General features: G+C 73.7%; 20 protein-coding genes. 11 read left to right on the top strand and 9 right to left on the bottom strand.

Features of this window, described 5'->3' with window-relative positions; all coding sequences use genetic code 11:
* Positions 1–4 precede the first annotated feature (4 nt).
* Genes AB0M76_RS06100 through AB0M76_RS06080 form a run of 5 tightly spaced genes read left to right on the top strand, consistent with a single transcriptional unit; the run spans position 5 to position 6,217 of the window.
* On the top strand, positions 5–871 hold the full coding sequence (locus AB0M76_RS06100; protein ID WP_365951754.1) for an alpha/beta fold hydrolase: 867 nt from the start codon (positions 5–7) through the stop codon (positions 869–871).
* Positions 868–2,058, top strand: coding sequence for a glycosyltransferase (locus tag AB0M76_RS06095; RefSeq protein WP_365951753.1), 1,191 nt, complete (start codon positions 868–870; stop codon positions 2,056–2,058). Before AB0M76_RS06100 ends, AB0M76_RS06095 begins: the two co-directional genes overlap by 4 nt.
* Positions 2,055–3,962, top strand: coding sequence for a class I SAM-dependent methyltransferase (locus AB0M76_RS06090; protein ID WP_365951752.1), 1,908 nt, complete (start codon positions 2,055–2,057; stop codon positions 3,960–3,962). Before AB0M76_RS06095 ends, AB0M76_RS06090 begins: the two co-directional genes overlap by 4 nt.
* Entirely contained in the window at positions 3,959–4,903 is a 945-nt protein-coding gene (locus AB0M76_RS06085; protein ID WP_365951751.1) for a galactokinase, read from the top strand. The genes AB0M76_RS06090 and AB0M76_RS06085 overlap by 4 nt, the downstream gene beginning before the upstream one ends.
* 27 nt (positions 4,904–4,930) lie before the next feature.
* Positions 4,931–6,217 (top strand): alkaline phosphatase family protein, encoded by a 1,287-nt coding sequence (locus AB0M76_RS06080; protein WP_365951750.1) that lies wholly within the window; start codon positions 4,931–4,933, stop codon positions 6,215–6,217.
* Here the strand turns inward: AB0M76_RS06080 and AB0M76_RS06075 are convergent.
* Positions 6,204–7,010, bottom strand: a complete 807-nt coding sequence (locus AB0M76_RS06075) for a hypothetical protein (RefSeq protein WP_365951749.1) — start codon at positions 7,008–7,010, stop codon at positions 6,204–6,206. The genes AB0M76_RS06080 and AB0M76_RS06075 overlap by 14 nt on opposite strands.
* Before the next feature lie 138 nt (positions 7,011–7,148).
* Between AB0M76_RS06075 and AB0M76_RS06070 the strand changes: the two genes are divergently transcribed.
* Complete coding sequence (locus AB0M76_RS06070) at positions 7,149–8,072, top strand: SDR family oxidoreductase (protein ID WP_365951748.1); 924 nt, start codon at positions 7,149–7,151, stop codon at positions 8,070–8,072.
* Between the two features lie 34 nt (positions 8,073–8,106).
* Here the strand turns inward: AB0M76_RS06070 and AB0M76_RS06065 are convergent, their stop codons facing one another.
* Positions 8,107–9,162, bottom strand: a complete 1,056-nt coding sequence (locus AB0M76_RS06065) for an enoyl-CoA hydratase/isomerase family protein (protein WP_365951747.1) — start codon at positions 9,160–9,162, stop codon at positions 8,107–8,109.
* A 27-nt stretch (positions 9,163–9,189) separates the two neighbouring features.
* Between AB0M76_RS06065 and AB0M76_RS06060 the strand changes: the two genes are divergently transcribed.
* Positions 9,190–9,756 carry a dihydrofolate reductase family protein gene (locus AB0M76_RS06060; protein WP_365951746.1) on the top strand — a complete coding sequence of 189 codons (567 nt, stop codon included), beginning with the start codon at positions 9,190–9,192 and terminating at the stop codon, positions 9,754–9,756.
* Between the two features lie 16 nt (positions 9,757–9,772).
* On the opposite strand, the gene AB0M76_RS06055 is transcribed toward AB0M76_RS06060, so the two are convergent.
* Positions 9,773–10,528, bottom strand: a complete 756-nt coding sequence (locus AB0M76_RS06055; RefSeq protein ID WP_365951745.1) for a helix-turn-helix transcriptional regulator — start codon at positions 10,526–10,528, stop codon at positions 9,773–9,775.
* A 108-nt stretch (positions 10,529–10,636) separates the two neighbouring features.
* Between AB0M76_RS06055 and AB0M76_RS06050 the strand changes: the two genes are divergently transcribed.
* A complete protein-coding gene (locus AB0M76_RS06050; RefSeq protein WP_365951926.1) occupies positions 10,637–11,803 on the top strand; it encodes an MFS transporter in 1,167 nt (388 codons plus the stop codon).
* Positions 11,804–11,820: 17 nt separating this feature from the next.
* On the opposite strand, the gene AB0M76_RS06045 is transcribed toward AB0M76_RS06050, so the two are convergent.
* Positions 11,821–12,375 (bottom strand): DUF6434 domain-containing protein, encoded by a 555-nt coding sequence (locus AB0M76_RS06045; protein ID WP_365951744.1) that lies wholly within the window; start codon positions 12,373–12,375, stop codon positions 11,821–11,823.
* A gap of 130 nt (positions 12,376–12,505) precedes the next feature.
* On the opposite strand from AB0M76_RS06045, the gene AB0M76_RS06040 reads away from it, so the two are divergent.
* The 3 genes from AB0M76_RS06040 (at position 12,506) to AB0M76_RS06030 (ending at position 15,305) form a co-directional block, all read left to right on the top strand.
* Entirely contained in the window at positions 12,506–13,093 is a 588-nt protein-coding gene (locus AB0M76_RS06040; protein WP_365951743.1) for a hydrolase, read from the top strand.
* A gap of 178 nt (positions 13,094–13,271) precedes the next feature.
* Positions 13,272–14,183 (top strand): methyltransferase domain-containing protein, encoded by a 912-nt coding sequence (locus AB0M76_RS06035; protein ID WP_365951742.1) that lies wholly within the window; start codon positions 13,272–13,274, stop codon positions 14,181–14,183.
* Positions 14,184–14,186: 3 nt separating this feature from the next.
* Positions 14,187–15,305 (top strand): hypothetical protein, encoded by a 1,119-nt coding sequence (locus tag AB0M76_RS06030; RefSeq protein WP_365951741.1) that lies wholly within the window; start codon positions 14,187–14,189, stop codon positions 15,303–15,305.
* Between the two features lie 21 nt (positions 15,306–15,326).
* On the opposite strand, the gene AB0M76_RS06025 is transcribed toward AB0M76_RS06030, so the two are convergent.
* From AB0M76_RS06025 to AB0M76_RS06005, 5 genes are read right to left on the bottom strand one after another with little or no spacing between them, the layout of a single operon-like run.
* Positions 15,327–16,709 (bottom strand): cytochrome P450, encoded by a 1,383-nt coding sequence (locus AB0M76_RS06025; RefSeq protein ID WP_365951740.1) that lies wholly within the window; start codon positions 16,707–16,709, stop codon positions 15,327–15,329.
* The gene (locus tag AB0M76_RS06020; protein WP_266661722.1) at positions 16,706–17,326 is read right to left on the bottom strand and encodes an ATP/GTP-binding protein; all 621 of its coding nucleotides are present in this window, start codon (positions 17,324–17,326) and stop codon (positions 16,706–16,708) included. Before AB0M76_RS06020 ends, AB0M76_RS06025 begins: the two co-directional genes overlap by 4 nt.
* Positions 17,307–17,666, bottom strand: a complete 360-nt coding sequence (locus tag AB0M76_RS06015) for a DUF742 domain-containing protein (protein WP_266661724.1) — start codon at positions 17,664–17,666, stop codon at positions 17,307–17,309. Before AB0M76_RS06015 ends, AB0M76_RS06020 begins: the two co-directional genes overlap by 20 nt.
* On the bottom strand, positions 17,663–18,070 hold the full coding sequence (locus AB0M76_RS06010; RefSeq protein ID WP_365951739.1) for a roadblock/LC7 domain-containing protein: 408 nt from the start codon (positions 18,068–18,070) through the stop codon (positions 17,663–17,665). Before AB0M76_RS06010 ends, AB0M76_RS06015 begins: the two co-directional genes overlap by 4 nt.
* On the bottom strand, positions 18,067–19,710 hold the full coding sequence (locus AB0M76_RS06005) for an ATP-binding protein (RefSeq protein WP_365951738.1): 1,644 nt from the start codon (positions 19,708–19,710) through the stop codon (positions 18,067–18,069). Before AB0M76_RS06005 ends, AB0M76_RS06010 begins: the two co-directional genes overlap by 4 nt.
* Between the last annotated feature and the right edge of the window lie 242 nt (positions 19,711–19,952).

The raw sequence follows: 19,952 nt of genomic DNA, 5'->3' as shown, positions 1-19,952 counted from the left end.
CGCCATGGCCTTCGTCCACGCGAACTCGCTCCGCTTCCACGTCCAGCGGCTCCCGGCCGCCGTCCCCGACCGCCAGGACCTGCCCGACGGGACCGAAGAGACCGGCCGCGCCGATCAGCCGGTCGTCGTGTTCCTGCACGGACTGGTCGTCGACAACCTCTCCTCCTTCTACTGCCCCCTCGCCCTGCCCACGGCGCGCGCCGGCCACGAGGCGGTCCTCTACGATCTGCGCGGCCACGGCCGCACCGAACGCCCCGCCACCGGCTACGACAGCCGCACGGCCGTACGGGACCTCCTCGCGCTGCTCGGCGCGCTGGGACTCGGGCACCGCCGGGTGCACCTGGTCGGCAACAGCCACGGCGGCACCCTCGCCCTGCACGCCGCGCTCGCCCGGCCGGATCTGGTCGCCGGGCTGACCCTGCTCGAACCCCCGCTCAGCGGGGCCTGGGTGGAGAACATGGTGGACACGCTGTCCGCAGCCGCCCTGAGCCTGGAGGGCAGTCCCGTACCCGCCGAGCTGCTCGGCCTCCGGCTGCGCAAGGCCGCCCATCTGACGGCGATCGCCGACGAGCTCCTCAACCGGACCAGCCTGATCGACGACATCGCGGCGAGCCGCACCTTCACCCCCGCCGACTATGCCCGGCTGCGCTGCCCGCTCCTGATCGTGTGCGGGGAGCACTCCGAACTCGTTCCAGGAGCACGGGAATTGGCCCGGCACGCAACGCAGGCGAGCACGACGCTGCGGATCCTGCCAGGCCTCGGGCACGACGTACTGAAGGAGAGCAGTGGCGCCCTGCGGGAGGCCGTGCTGGCCCATCTCGAAGCGACGGCCGCGGTGACGGCCGCGCGGGCGGGAGCGCTGGTGCGATGAGGGTGCTCTTCACGGTGCCGCCGCTGGCCGGGCACGTCAATCCGACCGTGGCCGTCGGGGCCGAACTCGCCGCCCGGGGCCACCAGGTCGCCTGGACCGGGCCGGCCGGGGCGCTGACCCGGCTGCTGCCCGCGCACGCCCGGATCCTGCCGGCCGGCGAGGAGGCGGGCGGCGGTTACGCGGCGCTGCACGACCGCTGGCGCGATCTGCGCGGGGCCGGGGCGCTGCGCTTCCTGTGGGAGGAGGCGCTGGTGCCGCTGGCCCGGGCGATGGTGCCGGGGGTGACGGATGCGGTCCGCGGCTTCGCGCCGGACCTGATGGTCGCCGATCAACAGGCCCTCGCCGGGCCGGTGGTCGCCCGCCGGCTCGGGATTCCCTGGGCCACCTCCGCAAGCACGTCCGCCGAGCTGACCCGGCCGTTCGCGGACTTCCCGAAGGTCGGGGAGTGGGTCGAGGAGCAGATCTCCGGGTTCCTCGCCGAGTGCGGGACGGACGGGACGGCGGGAGGGAAGGGGGCGGACGGGACCGGCTGGGATCCGCGGTTCTCCGAACGCCTCGTCCTGGTGTTCTCGACCCCCGAACTCATCGGCATGGAGGGCGACTTCCCGGCGCACTACACCTTCGTCGGCCCTGCCTTCGGTGCCCGCCCTCACCCGCCCGGTTTCCCCTGGCAGCGGCTCGACCCGGAACGCCGCCGGGTCCTGGTGTCGCTGGGCACCCTCAACCAGGAGGCCGGCGACCGGTTCTACGGAGCGGTGCTGGGCGCCGCCGAGCGGCTGGCCGACGAGATGCAGCTGGTGCTCGTGGCCCCCGCGGCCCTGATCGGGGCGGTGCCCGGGAACGTGCTGCTGCTGGAGCGGGTGCCGCAGGTGGAGCTGCTCCCCCACCTGGACGCGGTGGTCTGCCACGGCGGCCACAACACCGTCTGCGAGGCACTCGCGTACGGGCTGCCGCTGGTGGTCGCGCCGATCCGGGACGACCAGCCGATCGTGGCCCGGCAGGTCGTCGGGGCGGGGGCCGGGGTCCGGGTCCGGTTCGGCAGGACCCGGACCGAGGAACTGAGGGACGCGCTCACGGCCGTGCTGGACGACCCCGGCCCCCGCCGGGCCGCCCGGCGGATCCAGGCCTCCTTCGCCGCGGCGGGCGGAGCCTCCGCCGCGGCCGACCGGTTGGAGAAACTCCTGTGACACCCCAGACCCGCCCGACAACCCCGATGCCGACGGCACGGCTCGCCCTCCGCGAGGTCCCGTGGACCTCCGTCGTGCTGCTGGCCGCGCTCGGTGCGGGCACCGTACGCACGCGGCGGCGGCTGCGGGCCCTGCCCGTGCTGCCCGCGCCCCCGACCGCCCCGGCCGCATCGGCCGGTCTGCCGCGCGCCGCCGGGTGGCGGCTGCTGACCGCGCAGGGCGTGGAACCCGACGCGGCGACGTTCCTGACCGCCTGTGCGTACGCCGACCGGGAAGGCCTGCGGGTGCTCGACCTGCTCCCGGCCGACCTCGCCGCCGAGCGTGCTCTCGGGCTGCTGCGCCTGGTCGACCCGGCCGGCTACCGGCAGGACCGGCTCGGCGAGGGACGCGGCTCCGGGTATGCCGTGCTCGTGGCCGAGGAGGTGCTCTCGCGGGCCGGGGTGGATGCCGACACGCCCCCACGCGAACCGGCGGAACTCCTCGCGCTCGTGCGCCGCTTGAAGGAGTTCGCGGCCGATGCCACCGGTCTGGCCGTCGCCCCGGCGCTCAGCTCCGGGCGCGCCGGCCTCGGCACCACCGGGCCGGGCCGGGTCGCCGAGCTGCGGGCCCAGGGGCTGCCGCCGGGTGCACTGGCCGCCGCACAGCTCGCCGGGCTGGCGGTGCTGGCGGGTGCGGTACTGCGCCAGGGCCGGTGGGGCGCGGCGGCGGCCGGGCTGTACTGGCTCCAGCCGTACCTCGTCCTCGGCGGGCGCGGCGGCCCGCTGCGCCCCGCCGGCCTGGCCCGGGCGACCGCCGCCCGGCCGGTGCGCTCCCTCGGCGCCGGCCTGCGTACCGCCGCTGCGGCCGCCCGTACGCCCCGCGGCGCGGCGGACACCGCGCGGGCGGCCTCGTACCGGGCCGAACTGGCCGGCGGCACCGACCGGTTCCTCGAGCCTCACCGCCCGGACTGCCCCTGGTGCGGGTCCCGGCAGCTCACCGTCCGGGTCCGGGTCCCGGACCTGCTCCAGGGCAAGCCCGGCCGGTTCACCCTGGAGCAGTGCGGGAACTGCGGGCACGTCTTCCAGAACCCCCGGCTGACGCTGGAGGGACTGGAGTTCTACTACCGCGATTTCTACGACGGCCGCGGCGGGGAGGGCGCCGGGACGGTCTTCGGCCGGCTCGGCGCGGCGTACCGGGCGCGGGCCGAGATGCTCCGCCCGTACGGGACTCCTGCTTCCTGGCTGGACGTCGGCACCGGGCACGGCCACTTCTGCAATGCCGCGCGGGCCGTGTGGCCCGGTACCCGCTTCGACGGGCTGGACATGGGCGACGGGGTGCTCGATGCCGAGCGGCGCGGCTGGGTGGCCTCGGGATTCCAGGGCCAGTTCCCGGAGTTCGCGGCGAAGCTGGCCGGCCGGTACGAGGTGGTCAGCATGTACCACTACCTGGAGCACACGCGGGACCCGCTCGCCGAACTGGACACGGCGGCCGAGGTGCTGGCCCCCGGCGGGCATCTGGCCATCGAACTCCCCGATCCGGAGTCGCGGATGGCCCGGTTGCTGGGATCGGCCTGGCTGCCCTGGTTCCAGCCCCAGCACCAGCACCTGATCCCGGCCGCGAACCTGCGGGAGGCGCTGGCCGACCGGGGGTTCACCGTCCTGGCCGAGGAGCACGGCGCGGCCCATCAGGGCAACGACTTCTTCGGCGCGGTGGCGCTGACCGCGACGCGGCTGGCCCCGGATCCGGACCGCCCGTGGGGTCCCCCGGCCACGCCGCGCAGCCGGGCCCTGGCCGGTGCCGTACGGGTGGCGGCGCTGCCCTGCTTCGCCGGCGCGGCGCTGCTCGACGCGCTGCGCACGGCCGCGGTCCGGCGCACGGACGGCGGGAACGCCTACCGGATGCTGGCCCGCAAGGAGGGACCGTGACCGCGGCCCCCGCCGATGGGCAAGGCGCCCCCGCCGGGCAGGACATCGCCCGGCGGGCCACCGCCGACCCGCTGTTACGGCTCGTCGCCCATGCGCTGGAGGCCGCTCACGGCCGGCCCCCGGCGGCCGTCTGGAGCGCCCCGTACGCCTTCCACCTGGGATCGCCGGGGCTGGTGGCGGCGGCCGGCTGGCCGGTGGCGGCCGCCGCGGCGCCGCGCAGCGACGGCCTGGTGCGGCTCAGCTCCCTGGGGCACCCCGCCGACAGCTGTGACGTTCCGCTGGTGCTGTCCGGGCCGGCGCCCGCGATGCCCGCCTGGGCCGCCAGGCCGTACGCGGTGCTGCGGGCCCTGGCCCGAGCCGGGTACGGCCGCGGCGGGACCGATCTGCACGTGCAGGGCTCGCTCACGGCCGCCGCCGGGCTGGCCACGGCGGAGCCGGCCGACTGCGCGGTGGCGCTCGCGGTGGTCGACGCCCACACTCCGCGGGGCACGGACCCGGACCGTGCCGAGCTGGCCCGGCTGCTGGCCGGTGCGCTGCCGGACGGCGAGGAGGCGCTGCGCCGGGCGGTGCTCTTCGCCCGGCCGGGCGAGGCGCTGCTGGCGGACCGGGATCCGGCACGGCCGCACCGCTACGTCGCCTTCGATCCGGGGGCTTCGGGTGCGCGGCTGGTGCTGCTGGCCGTACGCACGGATCCGCGGCACCCGGATCTGCGGGCGGCGCTCGCGCGGGCGGTGGCCTGCGCCAGCCGGGCGGGGGCGCTGAGCGCCTGGCCGCCGGGGCCGCCCGGGCCGCGGCCGGGGCGGAGCGTCCTGGTGCTGCTGCCCGAAGCGCGTCTGGCGGCGGTGCGGGCCGCGGTCGCGGAGGACTTCCGCGATCGCGGCCGGCCGGTACCCCGCTTCCTGAACATCGCCGTGGCCGGTGCGGCCCGGCGGGAGGAATGAACCACCGATCCCGAGGAGGAACCGCTCATGCCCTCACCCAAGGCCGTCGCGAGACGAAGGACCCGTAGGTCCGCGCTCGTGGCAGCAGTCGGCGCGCTCGGCCTGCTGGGCGCCTTCACCGTGGCCAACTCGCAGGCAGCGGACGGCAGTACGCAGACGGCCCGGACGGCGGCCGCCGCCGCGGGGCTGCCTTCGTACGACCACGTGGTGGTCGTCGTCTACGAGAACAAGCAGTACGGCGAGATCATCGGCAGCGCGAACGCCCCGTACATCAACCAGCTGGCGAACGGCGGCGCGAGCCTGACCGGCATGAAGGCGCTGACCCACCCCAGCCAGCCGAACTACTTCAACCTGTTCTCCGGCGGCACCCAGGGCATCACCGGGGACGGCTGCTACGTCCCGCAGTCGATGACCGCCGCGAACCTCGGCCAGGAGCTGATCGCGGCCGGGAAGACGTTCGCGACGTACAACGAGGACCTGCCGGCCGAGGGGTCCACGGCCTGCACGAACGGCCAGTACGCGCAGAAGCACAATCCGTGGTTCGCCTTCAAGAACGTGCCGCTGGGCACCGGAAAGACCTGGGCGCAGTTCCCGCAGAGCAACTTCGCGGCGCTGCCGAACCTGTCGTTCGTCGTCCCGAACCAGTGCAACGACATGCACTCCTGCTCGGTCAGCACGGGAGACACCTGGACGAAGAACAACATCGACGCCTACGCGCAGTGGGCGAAGGCCAACAACAGCCTGCTGGTGCTGACGTGGGACGAGGACAACTACCTCGGCTCCAACCAGATCGCGACCGTGTTCTCCGGGGCGAACGTAAAGACCGGCAAGTACGCCACCGCCTACAGCCACCACCATCTGCTGCGCACCTTCGAGGACCTGTTCGGCACGGCGACGCATGCCGGGAACGCGGCGAACGTGCAGCCGATCGGCGAGGTGTTCGGCGGCTCCACGGACCCCACGCCCACACCGACACCGACGCCTACGCCTACGCCTACGCCTACGCCGACTCCCACTCCCACGCCGACCCCGACGCCCACTCCGACCGCCGGTGCTCTGCAGCTCGCCGACCCCGGCCCGCAGAGCTGCAAGTTCAACCAGTCCTGCACCATCCCGCTCACCGCGACCGGCGGCAGGCCGCCGATCCGGTACGCCGCCACCGGTCTGCCGTTCGGCCTGACGATCGACGCGGGCACCGGCCGCATCAGCGGCAAGCCGTGGGCGAGCGGGACCGTGCAGGTGACGGCCACCGCCACCGACTCGGCCGGGGCGAGCTCGAGCACCACGTTCGCGCTGACCCTCACCTGGTTCTGACCGGCGCGGACACCGGCCGGGCCAGGTGCAGGCGGGTGTGGAAACTGCCCGCCGACTCCTTCCCGGCCGGGTCCTCGCCCAGCGCGGTGACGGTGGCGACCGCGCGCTGCTGTTCTCCGGGATCCGTGAAGCGCCGCTGGGGGTTCGTTCCTTCGGCGCGCTCCACGGTGAGCCCGTAGGACTCCAGGCAGCGGGCGATCGCCCGGTAGTCGTGGGTGCGCAGGACGAAGGCGGCCACCGGCACCGGCCGGCCGACGGCGGTGAGCAGCCGGGCGAACGTGCGCTCGGTGAGGAAGCTGGTGCCTCCGGTGATGGTGATCAGGCCGACGCCGGCTGCGGAGCGCCGCAGCCGGTCCCCGGGCTCGGCGGTCTCGAGGTTCACGCAGTACCCCTCGTCGAGCAGGCCGGCGGCCACCGCGTAGTCCACGGCGGGGCCCGAGACGTCGACGCCGATGGCCCGTACGGCCTCGGGCCGGCGCCGGGCGGCGTAGAAGTCGCGGTCGCGGCGGATCAGTTCGGCGGTGGTCAGCCCGGCCGCCTCGGGCGAGGTGTAGTGCGCGTACAGCTCGTGCAGGGTCACGTCGTGGTTCACGAGTGCGGCGTTGATCCCGTACGAGCAGCACAGGTCGAGCATCGTCCGCCGTCCGGGTGCCAGTTCGCCGGCCAGGGCACGGAACACCGGCTGGGCGTGGGCGGGTGTCTGGTACCCGTACGGCCCGAGGCCGGTGAAGTACCCGCGGGGGTCGGGGAGCATGTAGACGTCGTCGAAGCTGGTCATGTCTGCTGTGGTCATCGGTCGGACGTCTCCCTTGTCCAGGACGGGGTTCGGCCGCTCAGTCGTATCCCGCCGGACGAGGTGCCTGAAAGGCCGCCGATCCGGCCAGCGGCGCGCCTCCGTGCCCGGCTGGTTCCCGCGGCGTAGGGTCGGGCCATGGCGGAAGCACGGCGGCCCCTCGAAGGCAAGGTCGCCCTGGTGGCCGGGGCGACGCGGGGCGCTGGCCGGGGTATCGCGGCCCAGCTGGGCGCGCAGGGCGCGACGGTGTACGTGACGGGGCGCAGTACGCGCGGCAGCCGTTCGGAGTACGACCGGCCGGAGACGGTCGAGGAGACGGCGGAGCTGGTCACGGCGGCGGGCGGGCAGGGCATCGCCGTGGCCGCGGACCACCTGGTTCCGGCTCAGGTGGAGGCGCTGGTCGGGCGGATCGACGCCGAGCGGGGGCGCCTCGACGTGCTGGTGAACGACATCTGGGGCGGTGAGCGGCTCTTCGAGTGGGACAGCACGGTGTGGGAGCACGACCTGGACAACGGGCTGCGGATGCTGCGGCTCGCCGTGGACACCCATGCCGTCACCAGCCATTTCGCGCTGCCGCTGATGCTGCGCGAGCCGGGCGGGCTGGTGGTGGAGATGACGGACGGCACGGCCGATTACAACGCGGGCAACTACCGCGTGTCGTTCTTCTACGACCTCGCCAAGTCGGCGGTCCTGCGGATGGCGTTCGCGCTCGGGCACGAGCTGGGGACGCGCGGTGCGACGGCGGTGGCGCTGACGCCGGGCTGGCTGCGCTCGGAGATGATGCTGGACAACTTCGGGGTGACCGAGGCGAATTGGCGGGACGCGCTGGAGAAGGTCCCGCATTTCGCCATCTCCGAGACGCCCTCGTACGTCGGGCGGGCGGTCGCGGCGCTCGCCGCGGACCCGGAGGTGTCGCGCTGGAACGGGCAGTCGCTCTCCAGCGGGCAGCTGGCCCGGGTCTACGGGTTCACGGACCTCGACGGCAGCCGGCCGGACGCGTGGCGGTACATGGTCGAGGTCCAGGACCCGGGTCGCCCGGCCGATGTGACCGGCTACCGCTGAGCGGACCGACCGGTCGGGGCAACTCCGGCGGCCTTCAGGGCAGCCGGAGTTCGCGGGCTTCGCCGAGCGGGGCGAAGAACCGCTCCACGTCCGCGTCGGAGACATCGGCGAGCGCGGGCGGGGACCACCGGGGGTTGCGGTCCTTGTCGACGACCTGGGCCCGGATGCCCTCCACCAGGTCGGGCGCGCGCAGGGCGTGGCAGGACACCCGGTACTCCTGGACCAGCACCTGCTCCAGCGGGCCCAGGGCGCGGGCCCGGCGGACTGCGGCGAGGGTGACCTTGAGCGAGGTCGGGGACTTGGCCAGGAGCGTCTCGGCGGTCTCCTTGGCGGCCGGATCGCCCTCGGCCAGCAGCCGCTCGACGATCTCCTCGACGGTGTCCGCTGCGTAGCAGCGGTCGATCCAGGCGCGCTGCTCGGCCAGTTCCCCGGGGGTGGGGGTCCCGGCGAAGTGCGCCAGCACCTCGCCGGCGGGCGATCCGGCAAGGGCGGCGGTCAGTTCCGGGAGCCGGTCGGCGGGCACGAAGTGGTCGGCGAGTCCGCACAGCAGCGCGTCGGCGGCCCCCACGGCCGAGCCGGTGAGCGCGAGGTGGGTGCCGAGCAGGCCGGGGGCGCGGCCGAGCAGGTAGGTGCCGCCGACGTCCGGGACGAAGCCGATGCCCGTCTCCGGCATGGCGACACGGGAGCGCTCGGTGACGACGCGGACGCTGCCGTGGGCCGAGACGCCGACACCGCCGCCCATCACGATGCCGTCCATGAGGGCGACGTACGGCTTGGGGTAGCGGGCGATCCGGGCGTTGAGCCGGTACTCGTCGCGCCAGAAGCCGGCGGAGGATGCGGTTCCGGCCTTGGCGTCGTCGTGTATGGCGCGGATGTCCCCGCCGGCGCACAGGCCGCGTTCGCCGGCGCCGCGGATGAGGACCTGTTCGACGGCGGGGTCCTGCTCCCAGGCGCGCAGGGCCTCGTCGATCCGCAGCACCATGGGGTGGGTGAGGGCGTTGAGGGCCCTGGGACGGTTGAGGGTGATCAGCCCCGTCCGGCCATCGGTGGCGAGCAGGACCGTGTCGTCGACGTCTTCTTCGGTCTTCACACCGGCCAGTATGTAGCGTGGGTGGACATGCGGAAGATCACTCTGATGAGTGCGGTCTCCCTCGAAGGCTTCTTCGAGGGGCCCGAACGGCAGATCGACTGGCACCTCGTCGACGACGAGCTGCATCAGCACTTCAATGACGAGACCCGCACGATGGGCGGTTTCCTGGAGGGCCGCGTCACGTACGAGCTGATGGCGGGGGTCTGGCCGACCGCCGATGCCGATCCGGCCGTCGGCGGGCCGATGGCCGAGTTCGCGGGCATCTGGCGGGACATGCCGAAGTACGTGTACTCGCGCACGATGCAGCAGGCCGACCTCGGCTGGAACTCCACGCTCGTGCGGGACGTCGTCCCGGCGGAGGTCGCCGCGCTCAAGGCGGCGCCGGGCGGCGACCTGGCGCTGAGCGGAGCCGATCTCACCGCCTCGTTCCTGCGCCACGACCTGGTGGACGCGTACCGCATCTACGTGCACCCGGTGCGCATCGGCCGCGGTAGACCCCTGTTCCCGCCGACCCCCGCCCCGGTACCGCTCCGCCTCGAGGGCACCCGCACGTTCGGCAACGGCGTGGTCCAGCTGCGGTACGGACGGCCGTAGGACGCGCGGGCGCGGGTTACGGCAGCCGGCCGGGATGGGTCCCGGGGGTGTGGCCGAAGGCGCGGCGGAAGACGTCGATGAAGGCGCTCGCGGAGGACCAGCCGCAGCGGTGCGCGACGGCGGTGACCGGGGTGCCGACGGCCAGCAGCCGCAGTGCCTGGTGCAGCCGCAGCTGAGTGCGCCACTGCGGGAAGGTCATGCCCAGCTCGGCGCGGAAGAGGCGGCTCAGCGTCCGCTCGCCCGCCCCGGCGCCGGCGGCCGCGCTCAGCGCGGCCAGCCCGCGGGAATCCGCCGGATCGGCGTGCAGCAGGGCGCACACCGCCGCCAGCCGGGGGTCGGCGGGCGCGGGCAGGTGCAGCGGCTGCAGCGGCGAGGCCCGCAACTGGTCGAGCAGCACCCCGAGCATCCGGCGCCGCTGGGGGCTGTCGTCGTCGGGGGCCCGCGTGTAGGCCAGGATCAGCTCCCGCAGCAGCGGCCCGACGGCGATCACGGCGGGGGTGTCGAGGGACAGCGGGTTGAGGTGGGTCGGCAGGCCGACGGAGTGCAGGTCGGTACGCCCGTACGCGCGGTGCTCGTGCACCGTCCCGGCCGGGATCCACAGCGCGCGGGTCGTGGGCGCCACCCACGTACCGGCGTCGGTGGTGATGGACAGCACCCCGGAACCGGCGTAGGCGATCTGGTGGTCGTCGTGCCGGTGCGGGTCGATCCCGACGTCGGTGTCGAGCTCGCGGATGCTCGTCGCGGCCCGGGGAGTGTGGCGGATTTTCTGCATCACCCGGCAATTTATCGGAAGCGGGCCGCCCCCGACACCGGAGATCCTCGATCGGTGAACCCATCGAAGACCGCTGCAGAGCACCTCACCCCGACGAGGACACGTCCCGTGCGGCGCCGCCGCATCGCGGCCTACGCCGCCGGCCATTCCTGCGTGGACGTCTACCAGGGCGCCGTCGCCGCGCTGGTCCCCTTCCTGGTCTCGGAGCGTGCGTACGGCTACGCCGCCGCCTCCGGCATCGTGCTGGCCGCCTCGCTGCTGTCTTCCGTGATCCAGCCGCTGTTCGGAGCGCTGGCCGACCGCCGGCCGATGCCGTGGCTGATCCCGCTGAGCACGGCCGCCGCCGGCCTGGGCATCGCCCTCGTCGGCGCGGACGCCGGCTATCCGGCCACCGTCGCCGCTGTCGCCCTGTCCGGGCTGGGTGTCGCCGCCTACCACCCGGCGGCCGCCCGGCTGGTCCGCACGAGCGCGGGCGGCCCCGGGCACGCGGCGATGAGCTGGTTCGCGCTCGGCGGCAACATCGGCTTCGCGTGCGCGCCGCTGCTCGTCGTCGGGACCCTGTCGGTGTCCGGGCCGGCGGGCTGGTGGCTGCTGGCCCTGCCCGCGGCGCTCGGGGTCGTACTGAACCTCCCCCGGCCGGCGCCGGACCGGACGGCCGGACCGGAGGCAGCGCGGCCGACGGCAGACGCAGGAGCGGCGGCCGGACCCGAGGACCGCCGGGCGTTCCTGCGGCTCTCCCTCGTGGTGGTCGTCCGGTCCGTCGCGTTCATCGGGCTGAGCACCTTCATCGCCCTGTACGTACGCGAGCGCGGCGGCGGTGAAACCGCGGGAGCCGTGGCCCTGTTCGCGCTGTTCGCGGGCAGCGCGGGCGGCACCCTGCTCGGCGGCCGGCTGGCCTCCCGCTGGGGCCGGGTCACCACCGTCCACCGGGCGTACGCGGCGGCCGCCCCTGCCATCGCCGGCGTGCTCTTCCTGCCGCTGCCCCTGGTGTACGTCTGCGCGGCGCTGGCGGCCGCCGCCCTGTACGTGCCGTTCTCGCTCCAGGTCACGCTGGGCCAGGACTACCTGCCGGCCCGTATGGGCACGGCGAGCGGGGTCACCCTCGGCCTGACGGTCAGCGTGGGCGGCGTGGCGAGCCCCTTCATCGGCGCCGTCGCGGACGCCACTTCCGTGCGGACGGCCCTGCTCCCCCTGGCCGTTCTCCCCCTGCTGGCCTGGGCCCTGGCCCGGCGGCTGCCGGAGCCTGCCACCCCGGAGCCCGCACCGGGCGCCTGAGCGGCGGGTGGCCTGGGTCAGTCCTTCGGGAGGGCTCGGTGGGCCTGCCAGGCGGCCAGGGCCTGCTGCCGGGTGCCCTCCGGGTGGCGGGCGTGCCAGTCGCGCAGGAACCGGTTGAACTCGAACCGGGCGGCGACCTCCTGGGGTTCGGCCGCCCGGGCGCGGGTGCCGTGCCAGTGGGCGACGGCCTCGGCGAGGGTGTGTCCGGCGTGCTGGGCGACGTAGTCCCGCATGAAGTCGTCGAAGTGGAATCCGGGCCCGATCTCCCGGACGAAGTACTCCCGGAGCACCTGGCTGCACCGCTGGCCCTGCGGGATCACGGTGCCGCCGTCGACCGGGGCCGTGAGCTGCCGTCCTGCGCGGCGCGGGGCCCGGACCGGATCCGGTGGCCGGAGCCCGTCGAGTGCGGCGGCCAGCCGGGCCGTCAGCGCCACCTTTCCGCCGCCGGTGGACAGGTCCATCTCCCGTGCGAGCGCGGACAGTTCGGACAGCGTCCAGTACCAGCGCGTCAGCTCCGCCCCGGTCAGTGCCGGGGTCAGGTCGGGTCGGGACTCCCCCGCATTCGGACTCATGTTCCCATTTTAGGAGTGGAGGTCGTCCGGTCGCCGCCACGCCGGTCGGCACGGGCCGGGCGGCCGGCGAGGCGTGACCCGGGTTTCATGGGCATGGCCCGTGACGCCCGGATCCACCGGAGGAAACCCGATGAACGCCGCAGCCGACCGCACCCGCCTGACCCTCGACGACGGCACCGCCCTGGTCCTGATCGACCTCCAGCAGGGCATCCTGGCCCTGCCCACCACCAGGCCCGCCGCCGAGATCCTCGGGAACGGCATCGTCCTCGCCGAGGCGTTCCGCGCCCACAAGCTGCCGGTGGTGCTGGTCAGGGTCGCGTGGTCACCCGACGGCGGCGACCTGCCCACCACGGACGTCGACCGCCCGGGTCCGGCCGCCGCACCGCCCGCCGCGTTCTCGCAGATCCCGGCCGAGCTCGCCGCCCTCGGCGACGTCGTCGTGACCAAGCGCCACTGGGGCGCCTTCACCGGGACGGAGCTCGACCTCCAGCTGCGCCGCCGCGGCATCCACCGGATCGTCCTGGCCGGAATCTCGACCAGCGTCGGCGTCGAGTCCACCGCGCGCACGGCCTGGGAGCACAGCTATTCCCTGGTCTTCGCCGAGGACGCCACCGCCGACACGGACCCCGTGTCCCACGCCCATTCGTTCGGCAAGATCTTCCCGCGCATCGGCAGGGTCAGCACGACCGCCGAGATCATCTCCGCACTCGACGCCTGACGATATCCGGCCATTCACGAATGGCTTTATCTGACGTGACATCAAATGGCCTGAATTGATGCCGTTTCAGCTGTGGTTATGCTCATCACCCGAGTGAACGAGGACTTTTATCGATCACTTATGGGCAGAGTGGGGCGGCCGATTGACATCCCCACGCGACCGCAGGACCGGAGAACCGATGGACAGCAACCTTGTCATCCAGACCCCCGCTGGTGGCCAGGACTTCGACGACAGCCAAGTACCCCTCTATTACAGCGGCAAGACCGTGGAGATCCTCCACAAGTACGGCCCGGGACCCCGGGTCCATTTCCACATGGGCCTCTTCGTCCCGGGTGCCACACCGAACACCACGGTCGCCCAACGCGTGCTCAAGCGCCGCATCGTGGAGTCCCAGGAAGCCATCGTCGAGCACGCGGCCCGCAGTTGGGGGGCGTACTCCACTCCCCCCGGCAGCGTCCTCGACATCGGCTGCGGAGTCGGCGGCGGGTCGCTCTACTGGGCCCAGGAGCACGGTGCGACGGTCACCGGGCTCACCGTCGCGGCCGATCACATACCCGTGATCGAGGACTTCGCCCGCCAGGCCGGCGTGGGCGACCGCGTCACCCCCCTCCTGGCCGACGTGCACGCCTTCACCGCCGACCGGAAGTACGACGCCGCGTACGCCAACGAGAGCTCCGGCTACATGGACCGCGGGCGGCTCTTCCAGGTCGTGGCCGAATCCCTGAAGCCCGGCGGCTGGTTCGGGATCCAGGAGCACTTCATCTGCCGGCCCGAGTGGACCGAGTTCATCGACGGCTACTACAAGACGCGCCTCGGCACCCTCACCGAGTACCTCGCCGCCGCCGAGGCGGCCGGTTTCGAGCTGGAGCAGGACGAGGACGTCACCGACCGCGTCGCCGAGTTCTGGGTGCAGTCCATGGCCTGGAACACCGCCGAGCTGGACCGCGTGGAGGGCCCCGGCGCCCCGTCCCACTGGTCGCCCGAGCGGCTCCGGGAGTCCGCCATCACGCACGGCAAGCTGTTCCGCATCTGGCGCGACCACGCGCTGGAGACCCGGCTGCTGCTGTTCCGTCTCGGCGGGGGCGGCTGACCGATGCCACCCGCGTACGGCGACAACGCCCGACCCTCCCGCATCGGCTGGGAACTCCCGCCCTTCTACTGGCCGTTCGAGCGGGGGCTGATCCACCCCAAGGCGGCCGAGATCGAAGAGCGGTCCATCGCCTGGATCGACGCGTTCGGCCTCTACCCGGACGCCACCGAGCGCGCCTGGGGACTGGCCTCGCGCAGCGCCGACCTCGTCAGCCGGATCGTCCCCCACGGCGACGTGGAGACCATGCTGGTCTTCGCCCAGTGGTGCTACTGGGCCTTCGCCGCGGACGACTGGCAGGACTCCGACGCCGGCGCGACGCCCACCGCGTCCGTCGTCGCCCACGGGACCCGGCTGCTCCGCGTCCTCGAGGCGCCCGGCACCGGCCTGCTGCCGCCCGGGCCGCACAGCGCCGCGCTGGAGGACCTCGCGGCCCGCACCCGGGCCGTACTCACTCCGTTCCAGCTGCGCCGCTTCACGGAGGGCACACAGGAGTGGCTGCTCGGCGCCGCCTCGCAGGCCGCCCACGCCGAGCGGGGCACCATGCCGGGCCTGAACGACTTCGCGGCGACGCGGAGCTGGATCGGCGGCACGCGGTTCCTGCTGACCTGGTGCGAGGCGGCGGCCGGTATCGACGTGCCGGCCGACGTGCTGTACTCGCCGCCCGTCCAGGCCATGACCGAAGCCGCCGGGTTCATCGTCGCGTGCGACAACGACCTGTTCTCGTACAACAAGGACGACCACCACGAGCCGCTGGAGCAGAACCTGCTCAACGTGCTGGCCGAGGAGCACGGCTGTACGCCCGCCGAGGCGCTGCCCGCCGCGTACGCCCTGCGGGACCGGTCGTTGACCCTGTTCGTGCGGCTGGGCCGACAGCTGGCGCGGGGCGCCGACGAGCAGCTCGGCAGGTACCTCACCGCGCTGGAACACTGGATCGTGGGCGACACCGAGTACCACGACCGCGCGCCGCGCTACGCCAGTCCGCGCAACCGCAACAAGCTTCCGGTCGAGGGGGCCTCGTACGACATCACCTGGACCGACACGCCCAGTGACCCGAGCGTCGAGCCGCTGCCGGTCCAGGCTCTCGCCTGGTGGTGGCAGCAGCTCGACGCCACGTCGCGCTGAGGCGGCCGGGTCTCGCCGGCCTCAGCCGCGCCCGAGCAGACGCGACCACCACGAGGCCCGGCCCGCGGGCCGCTCCTCCGTGAACGGGGCGGCCGGCGGGGCCGGGGGCGCCGCCGCCGGCCGCTGCGCTGCGGGTACCGGCGTGGTGCCGGTGACGGTGGCGCCGCGCGGGGTGAACCGTACGGGCAGTGCCACCAGGTGACGCGACAGCAGCGAGGAGGTCCACCGGAGCTCGTCCTCGGGGACGGCGAGCTCCAGGTCGGGCAGGCGCGTCAGCAGGGTGTCGATGCCGGTGTCGGCGATGGCCCGGCCGATGTCCTGTCCGGGGCACTCGTGCGGACCGCTGCTGAAGGCCAGGTGGGAGCGGTTGCCGTGGACGGGCACGTTGAGATCGGGCCGGATCTCGGGGTCGACGTTGCCCGCCGCCAGCCCGAGCAGCAGCATGTCGCCCGCTTTGATCCGCGTTCCGGCCAGCTCCGTGTCACCGGTGGCCCAGCGTCCGAGCATCGTCATGAACGGGGGCTCGTCCCACAGGACCTGCTCCAGGGCGTCCGGGAGGGTCATGTGGCCGCCGGACAGGTTCGCGCGGAAACGGCGATCGGTGAGCACCATGCGCAGGGTGTTCGCGATCAGGTTGGCGGTCGTCTCGAAGGCCGCGATCAACACCAGCCGCAGGTGCTCCACGGCCTCGTCGTCGCTGAGTGCCGTGGGGTGCTCCACCAGCCAGGTGGTGAAGTCCCTGCCGGGCACCTCCCGCTTGCGTTCCACGAGCTCGCGGAGGGTGACCGAGACGTACTCGAAGCTGGCGACGGCCGTCTCGGTGCCCTGGATCATGTCGCGGGCCGCCTCTACGAGCCGGGGTCCGTAGGACTCCGGCGCCCCGACGAGCTGGGTCATCACCAGCATCGGCAGCGGCTCGGCGAAGTCCTCGACCAGGTCGGCCTTTCCGGACTGGGCGAAGGCGTCGATCAGCAGGTCGGCGAAGCGCTTGACGTACCGCCGGATGCCGCGTCGGTCGAAACGCTCCAGCGACTCGGTGATCGCCCCGCGCAGCCGCTCGTGCTCGACGCCTTCGACCAGGTGGCACACCGGCTGCCACGCGGTCATCGGCGTCAGGGGGTGGTCGGCGGGAACGTTTCCCTCCTGCTGGTCCCGCCAGTGGCGCGGGTCCCGGGCGAACCGGGACGGGGTGCGCACCACGTCCAGGTTCTCGCGGTGCCCGAGCACCAGCCAGGCCGGGAGGTCGCCCTGGACGAGGACGGGGGCCACCGCGCCGTGCTCGGCGCGCAGCTTCTCGTACAGGCCCATGGGGTCGGCCTCGGCCTCGGGGCCGTAGAGCCGGTGGGCCGGGCAGCCGGGTGGCGGGGCGGCCGGACCCGGCTGGGGGGTGGGGGTGGTGCTCACAGTGCCTCCGGGGTCGCGGCGAGGGAGTGCAGGTAGCGCATCAGCGTCATCAGGACGTCCCGGCTGGAGTCGCGCCGCCGGGCGTCACAGAAGACGAGCGGTACGGACGCGGGCAGGTCGAGGGCGGCGCGCAGGTCCTCCAGAGGGTGCTCGGGCGCGTCGGGGAAGGAGTTGACGGCGACCACGAACGGCACACCGCGCTCCTCCAGCCGGCCGAGCACGTCGAAGCTGACCTCCAGCCTGCGGGTGTCGACCAGGACCACCGCGCCGAGCGCGCCCTCGAACAGGCCGCGCCACAGGAACCAGAAGCGTTCCTGGCCGGGCGTGCCGAAGAGGTACAGCACCAGCTCCTCGTTGATGCTGATGCGGCCGAAGTCCATGGCCACGGTGGTGGAGGTCTTGCGTTCCACCCCCGCCGTGTCGTCGACGCCGACCCCGGCCTGGGTCATCGTCTCCTCGGTGGTGAGCGGCCGGATCTCGCTGACCGAGCCGACGAGGGTCGTCTTGCCGACCCCGAAGCCGCCCACGATCACCACCTTGACTGCGGCGGCGGCCGTGGCCGGCAGTGCGTCCTCGCGCCGGGGCGCGGTGGCCCGGTCAGAGCTTTCGAAGTCCATCGATGACTGCCTCAATCAGTGCCAGGTCCGGGAGTTTGGCGGGGGCGACGGGTGGGCGGGAGAGCACGTGTCCGGCGGCGAGCAGGTCACCGAGGAGTACGGTGACCACGCTCACCGGCAGGCCGAGATACGCGGAGATCTCGGCCACCGAGAGCGGCGACTGGCACAGCCGCATGATCGCCGCGTGCTCCGGCTGCATCCCGGGCTTGGGCCCCGACTTGGCGATGATCAGCGTGACGAGGTCGACGTGGGCGGGGACTAACCCGCCACTGCGGCCGCCGGTGATCACGTAGAGCCGCTCCGGGGTGCCGTCCTCCCAGTCGCCGCCGGGGTTGCTCACGCCGGCTGCCCGTCGCGGCGCGGCGGGCTGCTCAGGTGTTCTCCGATCCGGGCGACGAGGTCGCGCATGCGCTGGCCCATCAGGCCGGCGTCGACGCCTTCGTCGGCCAGTACGGCGAGGAAGGCGCCGGCGCCGGCCGCCATCAGGTAGAAGAAGCCGCCGTCCATCTCGATGACGACGAGCCGCATCCGCCCTCTGCTGCCCGGGAGTTCGGAGGCTACGGCGCCGGCGAGGCTCTGCAGTCCGGCGCAGGCGGCGGCGAGCCGGTCGGCGGTGTCGGTCTCCGCGCCGTACTGCGCCATGCGCAGGCCGTCGGCGGACAGGACGATGACGTGGCGGGTCTGCGGGACGCCCTCGGCCAGGTCCTTGAGCATCCAGTCCATATTGGTCTGCTGCTGGCTCATGGCTGTTCCCCCTTGCTCGCCGAGGCCGGCGAGGCGTCTGTGTTCTGGCTTGCTGCGCCGCTCCGGCTCGCGGCGGTCTGGCTCGCGGCCGGCTGGCTCTCCCCGGACAGGCCGCCCTGGAAGGCGGCCAGCCACATCCCGGGCTGGACCTCGGGCTGGGGATCGGACGCGGGCTCGGGCACGGCAACGTACCCGTATCCGGCGCGCTCGGCGGCCGCCTCGGCCGCTGCCGTGATCCGGTCGCCGGTGGCGATCGGCTCCGGTGCCACGGCGCGGGTCTTGCGGCGGCGCTGCGGCAGGCCGTTCGGGGACCGCTCGGTCACGGCGGGTACCTCGTCGGGGACTGCCGGCATCCGGGGGCCGGTGACCGGGCGGGCGGCCGGCACGCCGGCCTCTGCGGTGGCGGCGGCTGCCTGGGGCGTTGCCGTGCCGGCCGGCGGGAGGGCGGCGCGGGGGCCCGAGGCGGTGCCGATGCCGTGGGCGACGCCGGTCGCGGCGGACGCGGTCGTGATCAGCTGCTGCGGGATGACCAGCACGGCCCGTACGCCGCCGTACGCCGACGAGCGCAGCGAGACCTGGAAGTCGTACGCCTGCGAGAGCCGGCCGACCACGGCGAGGCCCAGGCGCGGGGTCTCCCCGAGGTCGGTGAGGTCGATGCCCTGCTGCGCCTGGCGGAGCATGCGCTCGGCCCGCTTGCGGGCCTCCTCGCTCATGCTCACGCCGCCGTCCTCGATCTCGACGGCGATGCCCGAGTTCACGTCGACGGCGGTCAGATGGACCTTGGTCTGCGGCGGCGAGTAGCGGGTGGCGTTGTCCAGCAGCTCGGCGAGCGCGTGGATGAGCGGTTCGACGGCCGGTCCGACGACGGCGACCTGCGAAACCGAGTGGAGCTCGACGCGCTGGTAGTCGATGATCCGCGACATGGCGCCGCGCAGCACGCTGTACAGCGGGACGGCCTTGCTCCACTGGCGGCCGGGCCGCGCCCCGCCGAGAACGGCGATGGAGTCGGCGAGACGGCCGATGAGGGCCGTGCCGTGGTCGAGCCGCAGCAGGTCGCCGAACACGTCCGGGCTGCGGCCGTGCCGGTCCTCCATCTCCCGCAGTTCCTGGGCCTGTTGGTGCACGATGGCCTGGACGCGGCGGGCGATGTTGACGAAGGCGCGCTGCGCGGAGTCGCGCAGGTCCTCCTCGGCGACGACGGCGTCGAGCACCGAGCGCAGCACGGCCTGGTGCGCCGCCCTGAACTCCGGTGTCAGGCCGGGCCCGTGGGTCTCGGGCTCCTCCAGGGAGGCGAGCACCTCCTCGGGGAACTCCCCCTTGCGCAGCCGCTCCACGACATCGGGCAGCAGCTCCTGCGCCAGCCGTACGGTCTCGGCCTGCTGCCGGTGCAGGGCCGCCTCGTGCGCGGCGACCGTCAGCCGCAGCGCGGCCACCGTTTTGCCGCGCCGGGCGGCCTCACCGCAGGAGAGGGCCACGGCCACGAAGGCCACGGCGCCGATCCAGGCGACGGGGGTGCGGGCAGGTGCGGACACCTGCGCCACGGCGATCGCCGCAGCGGCGGCGGTCAGCAGGGCAGGCAGCGCCCATGCGACGGGTGAGGTGGGCCCTGGACTTCCGGGCGACGATCCCACGCGAACCATCAGAACCCTCAAACGATCGAAAGCGAATGATCATATGACAACGGCCCGGAATCTTAGCGTCTATATGCAGGTCCCTTGACAGCAGGTCATGATCCGGACGCAGCAAGCGGGTTGAGGACTCCCGATCTGGCCGAAACCCGCAGGTTCCCCGGGGCGCCCGCGCATGCCGCGGAGCCCCCACGTGTTCAGCCACCGCCCGTCTTCCACCCCCCTCCACGCCTCGCCGGACACCCTCGGCCCCC

It is taken from the genome of Streptomyces sp. NPDC051364, assembly GCF_040682115.1.
Lineage (GTDB): Bacteria > Actinomycetota > Actinomycetes > Streptomycetales > Streptomycetaceae > Streptomyces.
Note: the sequence above shows the minus strand (reverse complement) of the source record. Positions and strands in the feature narration are given on the sequence as shown.

Bases quoted from the DNA above. Each gene is read 5' to 3' on its own strand.
- AB0M76_RS06100 (WP_365951754.1), top strand. From the start codon at position 5: ATGGCCTTCGTCCACGCGAACTCGCTCCGCTTCCACGTCCAGCGGCTC.
- AB0M76_RS06095 (WP_365951753.1), top strand. From the start codon at position 868: ATGAGGGTGCTCTTCACGGTGCCGCCGCTGGCCGGGCACGTCAATCCG.
- AB0M76_RS06080 (WP_365951750.1), top strand. From the start codon at position 4,931: ATGCCCTCACCCAAGGCCGTCGCGAGACGAAGGACCCGTAGGTCCGCG.
- AB0M76_RS06075 (WP_365951749.1), bottom strand. From the start codon at position 7,010: ATGACCACAGCAGACATGACCAGCTTCGACGACGTCTACATGCTCCCC.
- AB0M76_RS06070 (WP_365951748.1), top strand. From the start codon at position 7,149: ATGGCGGAAGCACGGCGGCCCCTCGAAGGCAAGGTCGCCCTGGTGGCC.
- AB0M76_RS06060 (WP_365951746.1), top strand. From the start codon at position 9,190: ATGCGGAAGATCACTCTGATGAGTGCGGTCTCCCTCGAAGGCTTCTTC.
- AB0M76_RS06055 (WP_365951745.1), bottom strand. From the start codon at position 10,528: ATGCAGAAAATCCGCCACACTCCCCGGGCCGCGACGAGCATCCGCGAG.
- AB0M76_RS06045 (WP_365951744.1), bottom strand. From the start codon at position 12,375: ATGAGTCCGAATGCGGGGGAGTCCCGACCCGACCTGACCCCGGCACTG.
- AB0M76_RS06040 (WP_365951743.1), top strand. From the start codon at position 12,506: ATGAACGCCGCAGCCGACCGCACCCGCCTGACCCTCGACGACGGCACC.
- AB0M76_RS06035 (WP_365951742.1), top strand. From the start codon at position 13,272: ATGGACAGCAACCTTGTCATCCAGACCCCCGCTGGTGGCCAGGACTTC.
- AB0M76_RS06030 (WP_365951741.1), top strand. From the start codon at position 14,187: ATGCCACCCGCGTACGGCGACAACGCCCGACCCTCCCGCATCGGCTGG.
- AB0M76_RS06020 (WP_266661722.1), bottom strand. From the start codon at position 17,326: ATGGACTTCGAAAGCTCTGACCGGGCCACCGCGCCCCGGCGCGAGGAC.
- AB0M76_RS06010 (WP_365951739.1), bottom strand. From the start codon at position 18,070: ATGAGCCAGCAGCAGACCAATATGGACTGGATGCTCAAGGACCTGGCC.
- AB0M76_RS06005 (WP_365951738.1), bottom strand. From the start codon at position 19,710: ATGGTTCGCGTGGGATCGTCGCCCGGAAGTCCAGGGCCCACCTCACCC.